General features: G+C 50.3%; 22 protein-coding genes. 10 read left to right on the top strand and 12 right to left on the bottom strand.

Annotated features, from left to right (window positions below; all coding sequences use genetic code 11):
* Position 1: 1 nt before the first annotated feature.
* Positions 2-1,027 carry an HTH-type transcriptional repressor PurR gene (purR, locus tag CHU32_RS04525; RefSeq protein ID WP_103674601.1) on the bottom strand — a complete coding sequence of 342 codons (1,026 nt, stop codon included), beginning with the start codon at positions 1,025-1,027 and terminating at the stop codon, positions 2-4.
* A 296-nt stretch (positions 1,028-1,323) separates the two neighbouring features.
* Between purR and cydH the strand changes: the two genes are divergently transcribed.
* Together cydH and CHU32_RS04515 are read left to right on the top strand one after the other, a co-directional pair.
* The gene (cydH, locus tag CHU32_RS04520; protein ID WP_103674600.1) at positions 1,324-1,413 is read left to right on the top strand and encodes a cytochrome bd-I oxidase subunit CydH; all 90 of its coding nucleotides are present in this window, start codon (positions 1,324-1,326) and stop codon (positions 1,411-1,413) included.
* A gap of 166 nt (positions 1,414-1,579) precedes the next feature.
* On the top strand, positions 1,580-2,746 hold the full coding sequence (locus tag CHU32_RS04515; protein ID WP_103674599.1) for an MFS transporter: 1,167 nt from the start codon (positions 1,580-1,582) through the stop codon (positions 2,744-2,746).
* 38 nt (positions 2,747-2,784) lie between these two features.
* On the opposite strand, the gene sodB is transcribed toward CHU32_RS04515, so the two are convergent.
* Both sodB and CHU32_RS04505 read right to left on the bottom strand, forming a co-directional pair.
* Positions 2,785-3,366, bottom strand: a complete 582-nt coding sequence (gene sodB, locus CHU32_RS04510) for a superoxide dismutase [Fe] (protein WP_103674598.1) — start codon at positions 3,364-3,366, stop codon at positions 2,785-2,787.
* A 119-nt stretch (positions 3,367-3,485) separates the two neighbouring features.
* On the bottom strand, positions 3,486-4,295 hold the full coding sequence (locus CHU32_RS04505; RefSeq protein ID WP_103674597.1) for a C40 family peptidase: 810 nt from the start codon (positions 4,293-4,295) through the stop codon (positions 3,486-3,488).
* A gap of 339 nt (positions 4,296-4,634) precedes the next feature.
* Here CHU32_RS04505 and CHU32_RS04500 point away from each other — a divergent pair, with 339 nt between their 5' ends.
* On the top strand, positions 4,635-4,982 hold the full coding sequence (locus tag CHU32_RS04500; RefSeq protein ID WP_103674596.1) for a Grx4 family monothiol glutaredoxin: 348 nt from the start codon (positions 4,635-4,637) through the stop codon (positions 4,980-4,982).
* A gap of 47 nt (positions 4,983-5,029) precedes the next feature.
* Here CHU32_RS04500 and rnt read toward each other — a convergent pair whose 3' ends face one another.
* The 4 genes from rnt to CHU32_RS04480 form a co-directional block, all read right to left on the bottom strand.
* Positions 5,030-5,677, bottom strand: a complete 648-nt coding sequence (gene rnt / locus CHU32_RS04495; protein WP_103674595.1) for a ribonuclease T — start codon at positions 5,675-5,677, stop codon at positions 5,030-5,032.
* Between the two features lie 104 nt (positions 5,678-5,781).
* Positions 5,782-6,189 (bottom strand): lactoylglutathione lyase, encoded by a 408-nt coding sequence (gloA, locus tag CHU32_RS04490; RefSeq protein WP_103674594.1) that lies wholly within the window; start codon positions 6,187-6,189, stop codon positions 5,782-5,784.
* Between the two features lie 90 nt (positions 6,190-6,279).
* On the bottom strand, positions 6,280-7,377 hold the full coding sequence (gene nemA, locus CHU32_RS04485) for an alkene reductase (protein ID WP_103674593.1): 1,098 nt from the start codon (positions 7,375-7,377) through the stop codon (positions 6,280-6,282).
* A gap of 55 nt (positions 7,378-7,432) precedes the next feature.
* Positions 7,433-8,029: a TetR/AcrR family transcriptional regulator gene (locus tag CHU32_RS04480; protein ID WP_103674592.1), complete on the bottom strand. Its 597-nt coding sequence runs from the start codon at positions 8,027-8,029 to the stop codon at positions 7,433-7,435.
* 109 nt (positions 8,030-8,138) lie between these two features.
* Here CHU32_RS04480 and CHU32_RS04475 point away from each other — a divergent pair, with 109 nt between their 5' ends.
* From CHU32_RS04475 to sodC, 3 genes are all read left to right on the top strand, one after another.
* Positions 8,139-8,378, top strand: coding sequence for a DUF1289 domain-containing protein (locus tag CHU32_RS04475; protein ID WP_103674591.1), 240 nt, complete (start codon positions 8,139-8,141; stop codon positions 8,376-8,378).
* Positions 8,379-8,426: 48 nt separating this feature from the next.
* Positions 8,427-9,323, top strand: coding sequence for an aldo/keto reductase (locus CHU32_RS04470; protein ID WP_103674590.1), 897 nt, complete (start codon positions 8,427-8,429; stop codon positions 9,321-9,323).
* 82 nt (positions 9,324-9,405) lie between these two features.
* Positions 9,406-9,927, top strand: a complete 522-nt coding sequence (gene sodC / locus CHU32_RS04465; RefSeq protein WP_103674589.1) for a superoxide dismutase [Cu-Zn] SodC — start codon at positions 9,406-9,408, stop codon at positions 9,925-9,927.
* Here sodC and CHU32_RS04460 read toward each other — a convergent pair whose 3' ends face one another.
* From CHU32_RS04460 to CHU32_RS04450, 3 genes are read right to left on the bottom strand one after another with little or no spacing between them, the layout of a single operon-like run.
* On the bottom strand, positions 9,928-11,940 hold the full coding sequence (locus CHU32_RS04460) for an FUSC family protein (protein ID WP_103674588.1): 2,013 nt from the start codon (positions 11,938-11,940) through the stop codon (positions 9,928-9,930).
* Positions 11,937-12,800, bottom strand: a complete 864-nt coding sequence (locus CHU32_RS04455; RefSeq protein WP_103674587.1) for an efflux RND transporter periplasmic adaptor subunit — start codon at positions 12,798-12,800, stop codon at positions 11,937-11,939. Before CHU32_RS04455 ends, CHU32_RS04460 begins: the two co-directional genes overlap by 4 nt.
* A 4-nt stretch (positions 12,801-12,804) precedes the next feature.
* Positions 12,805-13,041 carry a DUF1656 domain-containing protein gene (locus CHU32_RS04450; protein WP_103674586.1) on the bottom strand — a complete coding sequence of 79 codons (237 nt, stop codon included), beginning with the start codon at positions 13,039-13,041 and terminating at the stop codon, positions 12,805-12,807.
* 195 nt (positions 13,042-13,236) lie between these two features.
* Here CHU32_RS04450 and slyA point away from each other — a divergent pair, with 195 nt between their 5' ends.
* Positions 13,237-13,677 (top strand): transcriptional regulator SlyA, encoded by a 441-nt coding sequence (gene slyA / locus CHU32_RS04445; RefSeq protein ID WP_281258284.1) that lies wholly within the window; start codon positions 13,237-13,239, stop codon positions 13,675-13,677.
* Between the two features lie 28 nt (positions 13,678-13,705).
* On the opposite strand, the gene CHU32_RS04440 is transcribed toward slyA, so the two are convergent.
* Both CHU32_RS04440 and slyB read right to left on the bottom strand, forming a co-directional pair.
* Complete coding sequence (locus CHU32_RS04440; RefSeq protein ID WP_103674585.1) at positions 13,706-15,070, bottom strand: sensor domain-containing diguanylate cyclase; 1,365 nt, start codon at positions 15,068-15,070, stop codon at positions 13,706-13,708.
* A gap of 255 nt (positions 15,071-15,325) precedes the next feature.
* Positions 15,326-15,793, bottom strand: a complete 468-nt coding sequence (gene slyB, locus CHU32_RS04435) for an outer membrane lipoprotein SlyB (protein WP_103674584.1) — start codon at positions 15,791-15,793, stop codon at positions 15,326-15,328.
* A 259-nt stretch (positions 15,794-16,052) separates the two neighbouring features.
* Here slyB and anmK point away from each other — a divergent pair, with 259 nt between their 5' ends.
* From anmK to pdxH, 3 genes are all read left to right on the top strand, one after another.
* Positions 16,053-17,177 carry an anhydro-N-acetylmuramic acid kinase gene (gene anmK / locus CHU32_RS04430; RefSeq protein WP_103674583.1) on the top strand — a complete coding sequence of 375 codons (1,125 nt, stop codon included), beginning with the start codon at positions 16,053-16,055 and terminating at the stop codon, positions 17,175-17,177.
* An 87-nt stretch (positions 17,178-17,264) separates the two neighbouring features.
* Complete coding sequence (gene mliC / locus CHU32_RS04425; protein ID WP_103674582.1) at positions 17,265-17,588, top strand: C-type lysozyme inhibitor; 324 nt, start codon at positions 17,265-17,267, stop codon at positions 17,586-17,588.
* A 61-nt stretch (positions 17,589-17,649) separates the two neighbouring features.
* A complete protein-coding gene (gene pdxH, locus CHU32_RS04420; protein ID WP_103674581.1) occupies positions 17,650-18,306 on the top strand; it encodes a pyridoxamine 5'-phosphate oxidase in 657 nt (218 codons plus the stop codon).
* The last annotated feature ends 93 nt before the right edge of the window (positions 18,307-18,399 follow it).

Here is an 18,399-nt window from a genome sequence, read left to right as displayed (position 1 = left end):
CTTAACGGCGATAATCGAGGAATGGACCGTCGGCTACCGAACGGCGCTCAATCAGGCGAGGATGGACCTCAATCGATTTTGACTCCACGCGCTTATTCACAATACGGTCCAGCAGGGTATTAAAGGCCGCTTCGCCCAGCGAATCTTTCGGCTGGTGGATAGTGGTCAGGGCGGGGGTAAAGAAACGCGCATTACGCACATTATCATATCCGATCACCGAAATATCCTGTGGCACGCGCAGGCCCATTTCATCGGCGGCGCAGAGCGCACCCATCGCCATGATATCCCCGCCGCAAAAGACGGCCGTCGGGCGTTGAGGCTGATTAAGGATTTGCTGCATGGCCTGATAGCCGGATTCCGGCTCAAAATCACCCTGAACGATCCACTGTGGCGGAACGCTTACCTGCGTCTCTTCCATCGCTTTCATAAACCCGGCCAGCCGTCCGGCACCGGTATTACGTTCCAGTGGTCCGGGAATAATACCGATGTCACGATGGCCGCGCTCAATGAGATAGCGCCCGGCCATATAACCCCCTTTAAAGGCGTTATCAATCACTGAATCGGTGAAATCGGCTTTGGATTCGCCCCAGTCCATTACCACCATAGGAATGTGGCGATACTCTTCCAGCATACTTAAAAGCGATTCAGGATATTCTGAACACATAACCAATAACCCATCGACGCGTTTTTGCGCCATCATGGACAGGTAAGCACGCTGTTTTTCGATATCATTCCAGGCGTTGCCGAGGATCAGGGTATAGCCTTTCTGGAAACAGCTTTTTTCTACCGCTTCAATGATTTCGGCAAAATAGGCAGCTTCGCTGCTGGTTGCCAGCAGTCCAATGGACTTAGTATGGTTGACCTTCAGGCTCCGTGCGACGGCGCTTGGAGAATAGTGAAGTTCTTTAATTGCCGCCCACACCGCATTACGCGTATCTTCAGCAACAAAACGGGTTTTGTTGATCACGTGTGACACAGTTGTAGTGGAAACGTTTGCGCGTTTCGCGACATCTTTAATTGTTGCCATTAAATCTTACTCCGGACCCTGGCCTGAACGCCTGCAAATGGGAGGGTAAACGTTTGCCTTTATACACCCCTGGCGCAATTTTTTGTCATTGCTTGTAGGTCGGGAAAACGACACTGGTCAGGTGGGGGGTCAATGGCTGGTACGCTTATTATTAAGCGTGGAATTTTGGCCGATCCTGATGAAAAGTGAAAGCGAAAAAATGTATATCAATCTAAATCCTGCAAGATTTTCACCGTCAAGTGTGTAAAAATGAACAGGCTCACTTTTCACAAGGGTATAACAAGGAGTAAAAATTGATGAGTACCGATCTTAAGTTTTCTCTGGTAACCACCATTATTGTGCTCGGTCTGATCGTGGCAAGCGGTCTGGTTGCGGTATTACACTGATTTATCCGGGGGAGAACTCTCTCCCTCACACCGTTTTTGCTGATTTTTCACCAAATTGCAAAACTCTTTTGCGTTTTCATTCACTTTTGTTTTTTTGTGATTGATGTCATGCTTTTGACTTCTTTTTGTCGTGTCGTGGTGATAACGGCTAAAACGGAGTCTGTTCATGAAAGTTAATTTTCCCCTGCTGGCGCTGGCTATCGGTGCGTTTGGCATTGGAACCACCGAGTTTTCCCCGATGGGGCTACTGCCAACCATTGCCAGAGGCGTTGATGTTTCTATTCCGACCGCAGGGATGTTAATTAGCGCTTATGCGGTGGGCGTTATGGTCGGTGCGCCGATCATGACGTTATTACTCTCGCACCGTGCCCGCCGACATGCGCTGGTTTTTCTGATGGCGATATTTACTCTGGGTAATGTGCTTTCAGCACTATCCCCGGATTACACCACACTACTACTGTCCCGCATTGTCACCAGCCTCAATCATGGCGCGTTTTTTGGTCTCGGATCGGTTGTGGCCGCGAGTCTGGTGGCGAAACATAAACAGGCCAGCGCAGTTGCCACTATGTTTATGGGATTAACCATCGCCAACATTGGTGGCGTTCCGGCAGCAACCTGGCTGGGCGAAGCCATTGGCTGGCGGATGTCTTTTTTTGCGACCGCAGGGCTGGGCGTCATTGCCATGCTGAGTCTGTGGTTCTCGCTGCCAAAAGGCAGCGCCGGCGTACGGCCAAATGTGCGTCAGGAACTGTCTGTGCTGATGCGTCCCCAGGTTCTCAGCGCGTTGTTAACGACTGTACTGGGAGCAGGGGCCATGTTTACGCTCTACACCTATATTGCCCCGGTTCTGCATAGTCTGGCTTCTGCAACACCACTCTTTATCACCGCGATGCTCGTGCTGGTCGGCGTTGGGTTTTCCATCGGTAATTATCTCGGCGGTAAATTTGCTGACAGGTCGGTCAATGCGACTCTGAAAGGTTTTCTGCTGTTATTAATGGCGATTATGCTGGCGATCCCACTTCTGGCGCGTAACGAAGCAGGGGCTGCGCTAAGTATGCTGATCTGGGGAACCGCGACCTTTGCTATTGTGCCCCCGCTTCAGATGCGTGTCATGCGGGTAGCCAGCGAAGCGCCGGGACTCTCATCTTCAGTAAATATTGGCGCATTTAATCTGGGCAATGCGTTGGGGGCGATGGCGGGCGCGGCGGTAATCTCCGGCGGTCTGGGGTACAGCTTTGTACCGGTCATGGGGGCGATTATCGCGGGTCTGGCGCTGCTGCTGGTAATAGTGTGTGCACGACGATCAGCACACGAGACGTGCATTAGCCAGTAATAAACCATGCAGAAGGCGTAAGCCTTCTGCACAGGACCTCAGGCAGCCAGGTTTTTAGCCACAAAAGGCCAGTTTACCAGCGCCCAGAAGTGCTCAAGATAACCGGGGCGGGCGTTGCGATAATCGATATAATAGGCGTGTTCCCACACATCGACGGTGAGCAAGGGGGTGTCACCCGTGGTCAACGGAGTGCCCGCGTTAGAGGTTGAAACAATTGCCAGACTACCGTCCGCTTTTTTTACCAGCCATGTCCATCCGGCACCAAAGTTTTTAATCGCCGCTTCGGTAAACCGCCTTTTGAACTCCGCGACGCTGCCAAAAGCCTGAGTAAGTGCCTCAGCCAGCGCATCCGTTGGTTCACTGCCTGCCGCTGGGGCAAGACAGTTCCAGTAAAAGGTGTGGTTCCAGACCTGCGCCGCATTGTTGAAAATTCCGCCCTCAGCATGACGGACAATATTCTCCAGCGATTTATTTTGCCATTCTGTACCCTCAATAAGATTGTTGAGATTAGTGACGTAGGTCTGGTGATGTTTGCCGTGATGGTAAGTCAGGGTCTCTGCAGAAATGTGCGGCTCAAGCGCGTCTTTTGCATACGGTAACGCAGGTAATTCGAACGACATTGCATGCTCCTTTTTAATTTTGATAACCTAATATCCACATAATAATCATGGTTATATTAACAAATTAACGGAGAGGGCAGAAGAAGAATTATCCTGCCGCTTTCACAGCAGGATAACGATTAGCGGATGGTTTTAGGCGTCATTACCCGACGAGCGCCAACATAATGGCGAACCCAATAATCTTCACTTAATGAGGAGATTTGAATATCCTGACCGCTACGGGGTGACTGAATAAATTTACCGTTACCCACATAAACACCTACGTGATCGGCAGTGCCCCGGCCCTGTGTGCGGAAAAAGACCAAATCGCCGCTTTCCAGACTACTACGTTCGATTGGTGCGGCATCACGCAGGTGATACATCTCGTTTGCCGTTCGTGGGATCTGGAACTTAACCAGATCTTTATAAGCGTAATAAACCAGACCGCTGCAATCAAAGCCGGTACGAGGAGACGACCCGCCCCAGTGATACGGCTTACCAATCTGATTCATCAACTTAGACATGGCCGTTTTTTGCGCTTTCTGCATCCGCGCTTTATGAACTTCGCTCAACGCCAGCGGTTTGGCTGAGGCGTTAAGGCATTTATTCTTGTAACCCTTGCGGACCGTACATTTTTTATCTGCCAGTTTCACCGCCGCCGTTTTCATCGGTTTCGTCTTATCGCGTCGGGATTTACTGGAGGTGAGGGTGGTTTTGGTTTTGGTCTTGCTGGTGCTTTTGCTGGATTTTGTCGCTGTTTTAGTCGCGTTTTTGCTGGATTTTTTACTGTTCGTTTTAGCGTTGTTTTTGTGTTCCGACGTTTTAACCAGATGCGTTTTTTGTACGGCAGACGCTCTCGCCTGCTCAGAGGCCTGAGCAAGTGGAGTAAAAGCAAGCGATGTAAACAGTAAAGCACAGAGCGTGATTGAGACGTTATTGATCCGCGCCACTGAGCATTCCCCTGATTCGGGCAGGCATACCGGGATACCTGCGGATGATGACAAAAATCCTGTCGATTCTAATGCATAAAAAGCCAGAAAGTTAATAGTCTTTTTGCATCAATGATAGCGATTCGTTACCTGGCGCAAAAAAAACATCCTCGATGGTGCGAAATGTGTGCAATTGACGCGATTAATTAATGTGGCAAATAATAAAAACGTATTGATAAAGCATCTTCAGGCTTCAGACGATACAATACTGACGAGTGAATAAAATGTTATTTTCGGTCAGGGGTCTTAAACGCTACAATGTCAGACTACTGCCGTAAAAGAAGTTAAGGAAGCATGACAATGAGTACGACAATTGAAAAAATCCAGCGCCAAATCGCTGAGAACCCGATCCTGCTGTACATGAAAGGGTCACCAAAATTACCGAGCTGTGGTTTCTCGGCGCAGGCGGTTCAGGCGCTGTCAGCCTGTGGTGAGCGTTTCGCCTATGTGGATATCCTGCAGAATCCGGATATCCGCGCAGAGTTGCCGCAATATGCTAACTGGCCGACGTTCCCGCAACTTTGGGTCGATGGTGAACTGGTTGGCGGCTGCGATATCATTATTGAGATGTATCAGCGCGGTGAGCTTCAGTCTCTGATCAAAGAGACGGCTGCAAAACATGCCACCGATGGTTCTGACGCCCAGTAAGGGTTACCGGAAAATAAAAAAGCGACGCTGAGTCGCTTTTTTTATCGCTATTGCTCGCTGACCAAAGGAAGCGGCCAGCCGCCAAGGCGTTTCCAGCGGTTAACGATCTCGCAAAATAGTAGCGCGGTTTGTTGCGTATCATACAGTGCGGAATGGGCCTGAGTACTGTCAAAGTTGAGACCAGCAGCTGTACAGGCTTTAGAGAGAACGGTTTGTCCAAGTGCTAATCCGCTAAGCGAAGCGGTATCAAAAGTGACAAATGGGTGGAAAGGGTTACGCTTCAGCGAAGCACGCTCGGCGGCAGCCATCATAAAGCTATGATCAAATGTCGCGTTATGCGCCACCATAATCGCCCGATTACAATTCTGATCTTTGATTCCTTTGCGTACCGCTTTGAAAATGGCGTGTAGCGCATCATGTTCGCTGACAGCGCCCCGCAAGGGATTAGTCGGATCGATACCGTTAAATGCCAGCGCTTCTGGCTGTAAATTTGCCCCTTCAAAAGGCTCAACGTGAAAATGCAGCGTAGTATCCGGCATCAGCCAGCCGTGATCATCCATTTTCAGGGTAATAGCAGCGACTTCGAGTAGCGCATCGGTTTTGGCATTAAAACCAGCCGTTTCGACGTCAATTACAACAGGATAAAAACCGCGAAAACGGTCGCACAGACCAGTCAGTTGAGCGTTATCGGACATCAGTATCTCTTAACAAAAAAAAGTAGCGCGCATTATGGCAAATTTTGCCAGCGGATGCAGTAGCCGCAAGAGAAAAGGGCGGGCCAGAGCAGGCCCACCGCAGATTAATCGCCCAGACCTTTACCCGCGTCTTTCGCTTCAATCAATTCAATTTTATAGCCATCCGGATCTTCAACAAAAGCGATAACAGTCGTGCCGCCTTTAACCGGACCAGCTTCGCGGGTGACATTCCCTCCGCTCTGACGAATTTTTTCACAGGCTTCAGCCGCGTTATCAACGCTGAGCGCAATATGCCCATAAGCGGTGCCTAAATCATAATGATCGGTACCCCAATTGTAAGTCAGTTCAATGACTGCCTCTTTACTTTCCGGGCCATAACCGACAAAAGCGAGGGAATATTTGTATTCCGGGTTTTCACTGGTCCGCAACAGCGACATGCCCAGCACGTTGGTGTAGAAATCAATTGAACGTTGCAGGTCACCAACGCGCAGCATAGTGTGAAGTAAGCGCATCTCTTCCTCTCAGGTAATGGATTGTCTTTCATTTCAAACAGAAACGTCATTTTAGTATAGCGGCGGAACCTCGCCGCTATCAATGAAGGATTACAAAGAGGGGTAATCGGTATAACCTTCAGCGCCACCGCCGTAGAAGCTCTCCGGACGCTGCGGGTTTAATTCGGCTTTCCGCGCCAGGCGTTCAACCAGGTCAGGGTTGGCGATATAGTCGCGACCAAAAGCAACAGCATCGATCAAACCTTTGGCGATCAGAGGGGCAGCTTTCTCGAGGGTGTATGCGCCCGCGCCAATGATCGCGCCATCAAAACGCTCGCGGACTTTCTGGCGGAACGACTCGGAATAAGGTTGGCCCCCAGCCCAGTCTGGTTCAGACATGTGCAGATAAGCAATACCGCGTTTGTTAAGCTCTTCAATCAGATACAGCGCATCTTCTTCTTCATTCGGACCGTTGTCGGTGTTCTGGAACGTACCGACCGGCGATACACGGATGCCAATGCGATCGGCGCTCCACTCTTTACTCACCGCATCAATCACCTCCAGGACCAGACGAGCACGATTTTCGACACTGCCGCCATACTCATCGGTACGCTGATTAGAGGAAGGAGACAGGAACTGGTGCAGCAAATAACCATGCGCCGAGTGCAGTTCGACTAAATCAAAACCTGCCTCACGCGCATTCGCCACAGCCTGACGGAAATCGTCGACAATGCCTGGGATTTCACTGGTTTCCAGCGCACGTGGGGTAGACGTTTCTACCCGGATAGCATGGCCGTTTTCATCACGCAGAGAGGTACGCGTACCGGCGTTAATCGCTGAAGGCGCAACCGGGGCCTGACCACCAGGCTGAATGCTGCTGTGGGAGATACGACCAGTGTGCCAAAGCTGGACGGCAATACGACCATTTTCTGCATGCACGCCTGCGGTAATTTTCTGCCAGGCTGCAATTTGCTCGGCGCTGTGCAGACCCGGTGCGCCCGCATAGCCCTTGGCCTGGGCGGAAATCTGCGTCGCTTCTGAAATAATCAGCCCTGAGCTGGCGCGCTGGCGATAATATTCCGCCATTAGCGGAGTAGGAATATCGCCCGGCTCAATGCTGCGCAGGCGAGTGAGCGGGGCCATAAAGACCCGATTAGGCACGGTAATAGCCCCCACGTTTAGGGGGGTAAACAGTTTTTCAGTTGACATATTCACTCCTGAGTAGACCGGTCGTCTTGAAAATTGGTTAAAAAAAGCACCTGAGCTACTCAGGTGCGGCAATGATTGTTTTGACGTGGGCAAGCGCACTTTCCAGCGGGAGAGTGTTGCGGGACATTTTGGTCTGCAAATTAGCGCCCAGCCAGAGAGAATAAAGAACTTGTGCCTGAATCTGTGCATCACCTTTAAACACCAGGCTATTTTCTTTTCGCCCTTGTTCCAGCACCTGCGCCAGCAGCGAAATAACCATACTAACGCCCGTATGCATCTCGGTACGCATCGCTTCCGACAGATCGCAGACTTCGGCAGACAGTTTCACCGTTAAACAACCGCCAATCGTGCCGTGCTGGCAAAATTGTTCAATCAGTTGCTGATACCACGCCAGCAGGCGAGCGCGGGCGGTGCCTTGCGATGGGAAAAAATGCTGGTGGATCGTATGTTGATAACCCGCGTAATGTCGGTGAAGCATGGCAACGCCAAAGGCTTCTTTAGAGCGAAAATAGTGATAAAACGACCCCTTAGGAACGCCGGCCGTTTTTAGTAGCTCGCTTAATCCCATGCCGGTAAAGCCTCGCTGTATGCAAAGCTCCTCGCCGACGGCAAGGATATGTTCACGCGTATCATGTTCAGTATGTCTGGTCATCGGGATACTGTAATAGACCAGTCGGTCTAATGCAAGTGAGTATTTAACCTTGCATGTCTTGCGATGTGCGTCTTCAATAACAGTAATTACCTGTACGCGGGAGGCGCTTATGGCAGAACAACTGGAGTTTTTCCCGCTGCAAAGCCCTTGCCGTGGGATTTGTCAGACCGATGAACGCGGTTTTTGCCGAGGCTGTATGCGTAGTCGGGAAGAGCGTTTTAACTGGCAACAGTTTAGCAATGCGCAAAAACAAGAGGTTTTACGGTTGTGCCGCCAGCGCTTACTGCGCAAATTACGTGCAAACAGATCCTCTCATGATGAAGAACCGCAGCAACCCTCACTTTTTTGATGTCGACATTACGTATACTCACCCCAAATCTTCATTGAGGGAAATATAATGGTTCAGCGTATTACTATGGCTCCGCAGGGGCCGGAATTTTCACGTTTTGTCATGGGTTACTGGCGTCTGATGGACTGGGGTATGTCAGCCCGGGAATTAGCCGGTTTTATTGAGTCCCATCTGGAGCTTGGGATCACTACCGTTGATCATGCCGATATTTATGGTGGATATCAGTGTGAAGCGGCTTTCGGCGAGGCGCTAAAACTCGCCCCGCAGCTGCGGGAGCGGCTGGAGATTGTCACAAAATGCGGCATCGCCACCACCGCCCGCGCGGAAAATAAGCTGGGGCATTATATTACCGATCGCCAGCACATCATTGACAGTGCCGAACAGTCGCTTAAAAATCTGGCGACAGATTATCTCGATTTATTGCTCATTCATCGCCCCGACCCGTTAATGGATGCAGATGATATCGCGGAGGCGTTCCTCGCCCTTCATCAGAGCGGCAAAGTGCGCCACTTTGGTGTATCCAATTTTACGCCTCGCCAGTTCTCGCTCTTGCAGTCCCGCTTGCCTTTCACGCTGACAACTAATCAGGTGGAAATTTCTCCCGTCCACCAGCCGCTGCTCCTGGATGGAACATTAGATCAGCTTCAGCAATTGCGGGTGCGCCCCATGGCGTGGTCGTGTCTTGGCGGAGGGCGGCTGTTTAATGATGAGTCCTTTAAACCCTTACGTGATGAACTTGAACAGGTAGCAAAGGAACTCAACGCCGGGAGCATTGAGCAGGTGGTTTACGCCTGGATACTACGTTTGCCCTCACAGCCGCTGCCTATCATCGGTTCCGGTAAAATTGCGCGCGTGCGCTCAGCGATTGCCGCCGAAAACCTGCAATTAACCCGGCAACAGTGGTTCCGTATACGTAAAGCCGCGCTCGGCTACGATGTGCCCTGACGCACGCTTTTAAGTACTTTCCGGTGAAAGCAGTATCGTTGGTTTACACTTATTCGCGGATACTGAATTTACCGGAGGTTATATGAAGCGTTTTAGTCTGGCTATGTTAGCACTCGTAGTCTGTAGTGGCGCGCAGGCTGCGAGTGAAGAGGTAAAGATGAATTTGGTCACCTCGCAGGGAATTGGTCAGTCGATCGGTAAGGTAAAAATTAGTGAGACCGACAAGGGGCTGGAGTTCGCACCGGATCTTAAAGCATTGCCCCCGGGTGAACGCGGGTTTCATGTCCATGCCATGGGCAGTTGTGAGCCGGCAATGAAAGACGGTAAACCGAGCGCAGCAGAAGCCGCTGGCGGGCATCTCGACCCACAGAAAACAGGTAAGCATGAAGGTCCAGAAGGGCATGGCCATGCCGGAGACCTCCCTGTGCTGGTGGTGGACAAAGACGGCAAAGCAACAACGCCAGTCGTTGCCCCGCGCCTGAAGAAACTGGATGAAGTAAAAGGTAAAGCGCTGATGATCCACGTCGGGGGGGACAACATGTCCGACAAACCTGAACCGCTGGGCGGTGGCGGGGCACGTTTCGCCTGTGGCGTTATTAAATAATTAGTGTTGAATTGTCCCGGCGTCTGCCGCAGCCTCCAGCTGTGAAAGTGAACATTGTAATCGCCATACAATCGCCGCCAGGTCCCTGGCGGCAGGCTGGTGATGCCTGGAAAGTGTGTCGCTGATGCGCTGTAATTCCGTTAACGTAACCGCCAGAGGACGCCGCTGTACACCGCGTTCACTCATCACATTTCGCAACAGCGCCAGGCAAATATCCTGTACCTGGGCCAGTGGATCGGAGCGCGTCTCCCAGTCACGAAGTTCCCATACGACATGCGAGCAATTAAGAAGCACCACCCCCCAGCGCAATAGCCAACGTCGTGCCAGCGCATCCTGACTGTTACTTAACTGATTAATCCGGTGATAAACCAACGATTCAAATTCAGCCTCACTATGTACCGGATGGGAATGCAACTGATCGATAAAGTGACGCCGTAACGCCCTAATGTGACGGCGACCTTTTCGTGCATCAGAGCCGGGACGCAAGACAGCAAAAGCCAGCCATGCCATCCCGACGCCAATTATTTTCGCGATATTATCATTGAGAAAGTCTGCGAAATCATAAACGGGTGGATTGGTCACAGCGATAAACGATCCCATAAATACGATCAACTGCCCCCACAAACCCGCTTGCTTCGGAATTTGCAATTTGAACAATTGCATAGTGGTCAATAAAGGAAATAAAAACAGCAAAAACTGCCATAGCTCAGTGATCTGTACCATAAGGCCAAATTTCACTATGAAGCTAAAAAGTGAGAGTAGTAGCAATGTACGCATGAGAAGCGTGAGCGAGTTAAACGGCGATGGGACCGTCGAGTAAATTACGCAGCCGATGGCCGTCATCGTTAATGCTGCCGCGCCTGAATCCCATTGGGTATTGATACTCCATGCGCCCACTATCATCAGAGCACTAAAAGCGCGAAATCCGTTCCACAGCGCCTCGGTATAATCAGTATGCCGTGATAGTGCCGGGCTGGCAGGGACATCAAATTGTGTCACCGCTGAGGCATTTTCAAGCGCTTTTAGCCACCGGCTGTTGCGCAGATAAATACGACAAAAATAGCGCAGTCGTTGCCAGAAAGCATGGTGGCGATAATCCTGTGGGTCATGAGGCGCAAGCGGCGCAATAATTCGTGACAGGGTATAGATATCAGCATCGGTGCGTGCAAGGGCCTGAATCAGATTGCTCAGGATCTGCTGGATATTTTCTGGTGGATTGGGCCAGTTCATTAGCATTCGTCGCTGACTGGAGATAAGGCTGGTCATGCGTAGCTGTTGATGCAGCAGATAATTAAGCAAATTATTTTGCCGGCGAAAGCGATAATGACTCCAGAAGGCCTGAATACGTAGCAGGTTCATTGTCAGTATCTGGCGAATAACCCCTTCATGCGCGGTGCGAATTGCATCCGTTATTTCAGGTTGCCAGAGAAGATCGGCATGCTCCAGCAGTCGGGCATGCATGTTTTTAAGTGAAGCCAGCAGCGTCGTGCCGTCCGGGGTACTGGGCAGTATCATCATCATCAACCCACCGCACAGAATACCGAGCATCACTTCGCAGACGCGTGCCTGCGCGATATGCCATAGCAGAGTAGCATCGACAATATTAATAACCGGAAAAGCGATAATGGCGGCGGTATACCCTGACAACTGGAACGCGTAGGTGACATTATTATTAAACAACGCACAGATAAATGTGCACAATGTTATCCATGCTGAAATGCAAAAAAGAAAAAGCCACGGGTCAATCAACGTATGTCCGGCGATAATCAGTGCCGCCATTGCGCCGAAAAGACTGCCTGCAATGCGGCCAAAACTTTTACTGATAACACCGCCCACCGTCGGAAAACTAACCACTGCGGCAGACGTCATTGCCCAATACGGTTCATCCAGATTTAAACAATAAGCGATACTGAGTGCCAGACACATCGCAATGGTATTGCGCAGCGCATAACGCCACTGGGCCTGCGTCGCTTTATACCAGGGCAGTACTCGCCAGAAGTGCAGGGAGATCATTTGCGCTCGCCAATTGCCACACTGCATGTCGTACCGGATACCAGAGTCAGGCCAGAGGGAATCTGGTCAAATTCGATGCGGACCGGGACGCGCTGTGCCAGTCTGACCCACGGAATGTTGGGTTTAATATCGGCAACCAATCCGCTGTCGCTTTCCACACTTTGGTCGTAGATCGCTCTACCAATGCTGGAAACGTGACCCTGTAACGTTTGATCGCTGCTGTAAAGGATGATTTTTGCTGTGTCTCCGGGGTGAATATGACGCAGCTTGGTTTCTTCAAAATAGCCAATAGCATAAAAAGAATGGCTATCGATAAGGGCAAACACCGGTTGTCCTTCGGAAGCGTAATTACCGGTGCGCGTGGAAAGGTTAGTTATCCAGCCGTCAACAGGCGCTTTGACTGTGGTTTGCGCCAACTGCCACTTTGCATGATCGAGCGTTGCTTGCGCCGCCTCGACGCTTGCTTTCATTGCATCAACCGTAGTGTTAGCCGTATCAAGGTCTTCCGCAGAGATATAGTTTTGCGGCAGGTTATGCCGCCGACTGGCTTCATGGCTGGCTCTGGCAAGGTCGGCACGTGCTTTAGCCAGTTGCGCCTCAGCATTAAGCACGGCGATGCGCCAGGGGGTTTCATCAATGCGGAACAGCTCGTCGCCGGCATGAACAAACTGGTTATCAATGACGTTTAAGGACTGTATGGTGCCAGACACTTGCGGTGTGATATTAACCAGCTCTGCGCGAATTTTTCCATCGCGGGTCCATGGGGATTGCATATAGAAATTCCACATCGCCCAGACCGCAGCCACTGCAACGACTGCCACCAGTAAGGTAGAAAAATATTTTAATTTTTTGAAGGACATAGCATCACCATGAAATCAGGATAGCCAGCGCCAGGCAGACTGAGAGCGCAAAGAATGAGAGATCCATTAACATTGGGTGCCAGATGTCACCTGCATACATCCAGTCACGCAACAGGCGATGGACAATAAGCCAAATGAGAAAACCCACGATGACGGCTTTAAAAAGGGGCGGAAAGTAGATTGATGCCCCTGCCACCAGATCCTCCAGGAGTAATCCTGAAGCGTTGAAAATCGACTCCACGGACAGAAATCCTTTGCGATAAATAAGTATTGACGTGCCAGCATCAACTAAGCTTGCAAACGGTGCGCCGGTTTTACACAGTGTAAATCATTGCAATTCCCGGGGTGAATGCAGTAATGCATTTGTTTTGGCAATACAAATGCTGCACACTATTCTAAAATCAGTATAATAACTTAGCAAGCTAATTATAAGGAGATGAAATTGGAATCGCCATTAGGGTCTGACCTTGCACGATTAGTGCGAATCTGGCGTGCTCTGATTGACCATCGCCTGAAACCTCTGGAGTTAACGCAGACACATTGGGTTACGCTGCATAATATTCATCAGCTACCTCCCGAACAGTCGCAAATTCAGCTGGCAAAAGCGATAGGCATTGAGCAGCCCTCCCTGGTCCGTACGTTAGATCAACTGGAAGAAAAAGGGCTTATCTCCCGGCAAACATGTGCAAATGACCGGCGGGCCAAACGCATCAAACTCACGCCAAAAGCTGAGCCTCTCATCGCAGAGATGGAAGGCGTCATCAGCAAAACGCGTGCAGAGATCCTTTCTGGTATCTCTGCTGAGGAGCAGGACGCTCTCATCAGTATGATTCATCGCCTGGAGCGCAATATCATTGATCTTCAGGCGAAAGGGTAATAACCGGGCCTTGCCGCAGGCAAGGCTCTTATTCTTTCCACACGACGACCCGATTACGTCCTGTTTCCTTAGCCTGGTACATGGCCTTATCCGCTCGCTCTACGCACGCTTCGGCGGTAAGTTCAGGGCTGGTGGCAGTATACACCCCCAGTGAAAGGGTGATGGATTCGGGTAACTGCTGTTGGCTGGAGGTGGCATCGTGACCCGCAATGGTTAGCCGGATACGTTCGGCAACATGTTGTGCATCTTCAGCCGTAGTATTATTCAGTAGCAGGGCAAATTCTTCGCCGCCAATGCGTGCAGCCACATCATCCAGCCGAATAACGTGCTGCAGTACGCTGGCAACAAACTGAATCACCTTATCGCCCTGAAGATGTCCATAGGTATCATTAATACGCTTAAAGCGGTCAAGGTCACTGACGATGATTGAGACCGGCTTTAGTGGCGACGCTTCAGCGAGTTGCCTGACAAGCGTGTCGTAAAAATAGCTACGATTGTGTAACCGGGTAAGAGGGTCGCGGATCGAATTTTGATACGAATGGAGGTATTTATCCTGCGAATCGCGATAAAGATTAAAAATGTCATACAGCAGGGTAAAGATAATGAAGAGGGTTGAAGTTGTTTCAAAAAAACGCGCCTGGTACCAGGCAAGCCCGTCACTGTTACGATCGGACAGTAAAAAAAGCATGGTGAAAATATAGCAGATGCAAAAGAATCCGCCGCTAAACCAGAAAAAACTGCGCAATTGGGTAATGCGTAGTAATAGCAGTAATGTCATGGTCCATAATGCTATTAATAACCAGCTGAAAAAGTGATTCCACAGGGATGTAAACGCATGTGTTTTATTATCGACCAGCGAGATGTCCAGTGTCGGATTAAAGCTTGAGTATAAATACGCCAAAAGTAGCATCATTAATGTAAAAAGGATAATCCCAGAAACCACCATCGTATGAAACCACGCACCGCGAGCGGCCCATTTTTGCTGGTGAAATAATACGATTGAGGTGGTAAACAACATCGCCATCATCATATTACGGAAGGTAAAAAAGATGATGGCATCATTATAATTAGCCACGGTCGTAGAATGGCATATAAACCATGCTGGAAAACTGTTGAGCGTGCCGAGCATCATGATGGCAGAACCCGCGAAAGCGCAGGCAATGGCGACCAGGTAAAGATGCTTTTTGTCGCAAAAGTATTTCATCAACATAAAACCCGCCACCATAATATGAAATACCAGTAAAAATATGGTCATCGCCGGAAACAGCAGGGGTGAAGGCGACGAGTCCAGTTGGGCAACCTGTCTGAAAGCCAGTTCCAGCAATGTAATGGCAACAAAACCGATGGCAAAGAGAAAAAAATAGCGATGCAGGTGATTTTTCGTTTCAATCATGTATGACTTCCTGTTGTCTTGTTAAATACCAGCAGGCGTTTCTGTCCATTGTTAGACTTTTAGCCGACTTGTTAACGATTTTATAACGTTAACCGGCTAAAAATATTGCGCGGAAACAAATTATTTTGCTGAGGAGAAAATTAATACATTCATGATGTGAATGTATTTAATGGAAATATATTTGTACGGAATGATTTGAGGGTAATTAACGGCAAGAGGAATGCGCGTGGTGAATGTCCACCACGCGCATAAGCATTAACGCGGAGAGACGGTGATTTGGCTACCATTACTGGCCATCGCAACACGCTGGCCGGCAGAAAATTTAGAATCACCCTGTTTCTGTACCACCATGACGGTGTTACCGTCATCCTTACGAATTTCCAGTTCCACGCCCTGGGTTTTATTCATGGCACCCTGGACGCCCTGTCCCGCGACGCCACCCGCTACAGCACCCGCAGCAGTTGCCAGTGAACGGCCAGCGCCACCACCAATCGTATTGCCGAGGAAGCCACCCAGGACAGCGCCGCCAATGGCACCGATAGCATTTGAATCATTGCCACCCTGAATTTGTACCGGACGGACATGAACAATTGTGCCGTAAGTCACATTTTGTACCTGCTTGGCTTCTGATGCAGAGTAAACGTCCCCTGACAGGCCACTGTTATTGACACAGCCTGCCAGCGTAAAACCTATCATCGAAACGGCTAAAACACGTAAAATCATCTATGAATCTCCTGTTCACCAAGAAAGCTCAGGCGAGCATCCGTCTAACACTAATTATATGCGTTTCAACGCCACAGTTCATAGCCTGTGGCGAAACAATAGCAAAAATAATAGGCTGCTGAATATTAACCACACATAAACAAGTCTGTAGCGAGGCTTCCCATACAGCCTGTTTTGATAAAAAATGGCAATGCATCATAGTAATGGCGGTGGTTTTATGATGCAGTAAAATCCTGACCAGACAAATTAAGGAAGACGTATGATTTCGGGTCGCTATATTGGTGTTATGTCCGGTACCAGCCTTGATGGTGTAGATGTGGTCCTCGCTACCATTGATGAAACCAGAGTGGCGCAACTGGCAAGCCTTTCATGGCCGATTCCGCTGGCCCTCAAAGAGGCGGTGCTGGCAATATGTCAGGGGCAACAGCTGACGTTATCTCAGTTGGGCCAGTTAGATACGCGTCTGGGAAGGCTGTTTGCCGAGGCGGTGCAGGCACTGATGACGCGGGAGAATCTGCGGGCGGAAGATATTGTTGCCATCGGCTGTCATGGGCAAACGGTGTGGCATGAGCCTGGCGGAGATGCGCCACATACTCTGCAAATCGGTGATAACAATCAGATTGCTGCCCGTACCGGGGTGACTGTTATTGGTGACTTCCGCCGTCGGGATATGGCGCTTGGCGGGCAGGGGGCTCCGTTGGTTCCGGCTTTTCACCATGCGCTTTTAGCACATCCTCAGGAGCGCCGGATGGTGCTTAATATTGGTGGTATTGCGAATTTATCGCTGCTGATCCCGGGGACACCCGTGCGCGGTTACGATACCGGTCCAGGAAATATGTTGATGGATGCGTGGATTTGGCGTCAACGGCAAAAGCCCTATGATAAAGACGCGCAATGGGCCAGTTCAGGCCGAGTGGTTATTCCGCTTCTGCAGGCGATGTTAAGCGATCCTTACTTCGCGGCCCCGCCCCCTAAAAGTACCGGGCGCGAATATTTCAACTATGCCTGGCTGCAGTCCTGGTTATCTCGCTATCCGGGACTGGATGCGGGCGATGTCCAGGCAACACTAGCGGAATTAACGGCAGTCACCATTGCTGAGCAGGTGTTACTAAGCGGTGGCTGCGATCGCTTACTGGTCTGTGGCGGAGGAAGCAGAAACCCGCTGTTGATGACCCGGCTGGCCGGGCTTCTTGCCGGCACTGAAGTCACTACCACGGATGCTGCCGGTATTTCTGGCGACGATATGGAAGCGCTGGCATTTGCCTGGCTGGCATGGCGAACCATCGCCGGTAAACCGGGGAATCTACCCGCCGTGACTGGCGCGTCGGAGGCTACCGTGCTGGGCGCTATTTTCCCCGCTAATCCGCGGCAAAATAAGAGTTAACCGAATAACTTGCCGGGGGCTCTGCCGTTAGACTACTTATTTCCAGGGAGGATGCATGTGTCCTCCCGCGTCCGGAGGTTCTGTCTAATGAAAAAAATAGCTATTATTGCGCTCCCGATCCTACTCACTGGCTGCAGTTACTACGGGCAAATGGTTGAGCGAATGCATACCGATACCCTGGAATATCAGTGCGATGAGCAGCCGTTAACGGTCAGGCTCAATAATACGCGCCAGGAAGTGCATTTTGTTTATGACAATAAACCGTTAACCCTCAAGCAAGGACTCTCCGCCTCTGGTGCCCGTTACACTGACGGAATTTGGGTATTGTGGTCTAAAGAAGAGAGTGCCACGGTTTATAATCGCGATCGTATCGTTTTAAACAACTGTCATTTGCCCACGCCGAAGCGTTGAGATTTAGGCCTGGGCAGCGCACAATAGTGTGCTAAATGGTTAACAGTCCAGGTCAAACGCTATGCCAGATAACGACGAATTACAGAATATTGCGCATTTGCGCCGTGAATATACGCAGGGCGGCCTTCGTCGTCGCGACCTTCCTTCTGAACCTCTGGTACTGTTTGAACGCTGGCTCAAACAGGCTTGTGACGCCCGCCTTGCTGATCCTACTGCCATGGTCGTCGCCACTGTCGATGAGCGTGGACAGCCCTATCAACGAATCGTGCTGCTAAAGCATTTTGATGACAAAGGTCTGGTTTTTTATACCAACCTTGGCAGTCGCAAAGCCCATCACCTTGAACGCAATCCTTGTATCAGTCTGCTTTTCCCCTGGCATATGCTGGAACGTCAGGTGATGGTTATTGGTAAAGCAGAACGACTATCTACCCTCGACGTTATCAAATATTTCCATAGTCGCCCCCGTGACAGTCAAATTGGGGCATGGGTATCTCAACAGTCGAGTCGGATTTCTGCACGTGGCATTCTGGAAAGCAAATTTCTCGAACTGAAGCAGAAATTTCAGCAGGGAGAAGTTCCGCTGCCGAGTTTTTGGGGCGGTTTTCGGGTGAGCTTTGAACAAATGGAGTTCTGGCAGGGCGGTGAAAATCGCTTACACGATCGTTTTTTATACCAGCGTGACGGTAATGAGTGGAAAATAGATCGTCTGGCCCCCTGATGATGGCAAAATGTTGTTTTATGTACTGGTACTCCTGATTCCAGCGCTTTATTCTATGTTCCTTCGCATCAGGCGAACAGTCGTGTACCGGCA

The sequence above is a fragment of the Superficieibacter electus genome, from assembly GCF_002915575.1.
GTDB lineage: Bacteria > Pseudomonadota > Gammaproteobacteria > Enterobacterales > Enterobacteriaceae > Superficieibacter > Superficieibacter electus.
Note: the sequence above shows the minus strand (reverse complement) of the source record. Positions and strands in the feature narration are given on the sequence as shown.

Excerpts from the sequence above, each read along its gene's own strand:
- purR (WP_103674601.1), bottom strand. The coding sequence starts at position 1,027 with ATGGCAACAATTAAAGATGTCGCGAAACGCGCAAACGTTTCCACTACA.
- CHU32_RS04460 (WP_103674588.1), bottom strand. The coding sequence starts at position 11,940 with ATGATCTCCCTGCACTTCTGGCGAGTACTGCCCTGGTATAAAGCGACG.
- anmK (WP_103674583.1), top strand. The coding sequence starts at position 16,053 with ATGATTTCGGGTCGCTATATTGGTGTTATGTCCGGTACCAGCCTTGAT.
- cydH (WP_103674600.1), top strand. The coding sequence starts at position 1,324 with ATGAGTACCGATCTTAAGTTTTCTCTGGTAACCACCATTATTGTGCTC.
- sodC (WP_103674589.1), top strand. The coding sequence starts at position 9,406 with ATGAAGCGTTTTAGTCTGGCTATGTTAGCACTCGTAGTCTGTAGTGGC.
- pdxH (WP_103674581.1), top strand. The coding sequence starts at position 17,650 with ATGCCAGATAACGACGAATTACAGAATATTGCGCATTTGCGCCGTGAA.
- slyA (WP_281258284.1), top strand. The coding sequence starts at position 13,237 with ATGAAATTGGAATCGCCATTAGGGTCTGACCTTGCACGATTAGTGCGA.
- CHU32_RS04470 (WP_103674590.1), top strand. The coding sequence starts at position 8,427 with ATGGTTCAGCGTATTACTATGGCTCCGCAGGGGCCGGAATTTTCACGT.
- slyB (WP_103674584.1), bottom strand. The coding sequence starts at position 15,793 with ATGATTTTACGTGTTTTAGCCGTTTCGATGATAGGTTTTACGCTGGCA.
- CHU32_RS04440 (WP_103674585.1), bottom strand. The coding sequence starts at position 15,070 with ATGATTGAAACGAAAAATCACCTGCATCGCTATTTTTTTCTCTTTGCC.
- sodB (WP_103674598.1), bottom strand. The coding sequence starts at position 3,366 with ATGTCGTTCGAATTACCTGCGTTACCGTATGCAAAAGACGCGCTTGAG.
- CHU32_RS04500 (WP_103674596.1), top strand. The coding sequence starts at position 4,635 with ATGAGTACGACAATTGAAAAAATCCAGCGCCAAATCGCTGAGAACCCG.
- CHU32_RS04480 (WP_103674592.1), bottom strand. The coding sequence starts at position 8,029 with ATGACCAGACATACTGAACATGATACGCGTGAACATATCCTTGCCGTC.
- CHU32_RS04475 (WP_103674591.1), top strand. The coding sequence starts at position 8,139 with ATGGCAGAACAACTGGAGTTTTTCCCGCTGCAAAGCCCTTGCCGTGGG.
- CHU32_RS04455 (WP_103674587.1), bottom strand. The coding sequence starts at position 12,800 with ATGTCCTTCAAAAAATTAAAATATTTTTCTACCTTACTGGTGGCAGTC.
- mliC (WP_103674582.1), top strand. The coding sequence starts at position 17,265 with ATGAAAAAAATAGCTATTATTGCGCTCCCGATCCTACTCACTGGCTGC.
- nemA (WP_103674593.1), bottom strand. The coding sequence starts at position 7,377 with ATGTCAACTGAAAAACTGTTTACCCCCCTAAACGTGGGGGCTATTACC.
- rnt (WP_103674595.1), bottom strand. The coding sequence starts at position 5,677 with ATGTCCGATAACGCTCAACTGACTGGTCTGTGCGACCGTTTTCGCGGT.
- CHU32_RS04515 (WP_103674599.1), top strand. The coding sequence starts at position 1,580 with ATGAAAGTTAATTTTCCCCTGCTGGCGCTGGCTATCGGTGCGTTTGGC.
- gloA (WP_103674594.1), bottom strand. The coding sequence starts at position 6,189 with ATGCGCTTACTTCACACTATGCTGCGCGTTGGTGACCTGCAACGTTCA.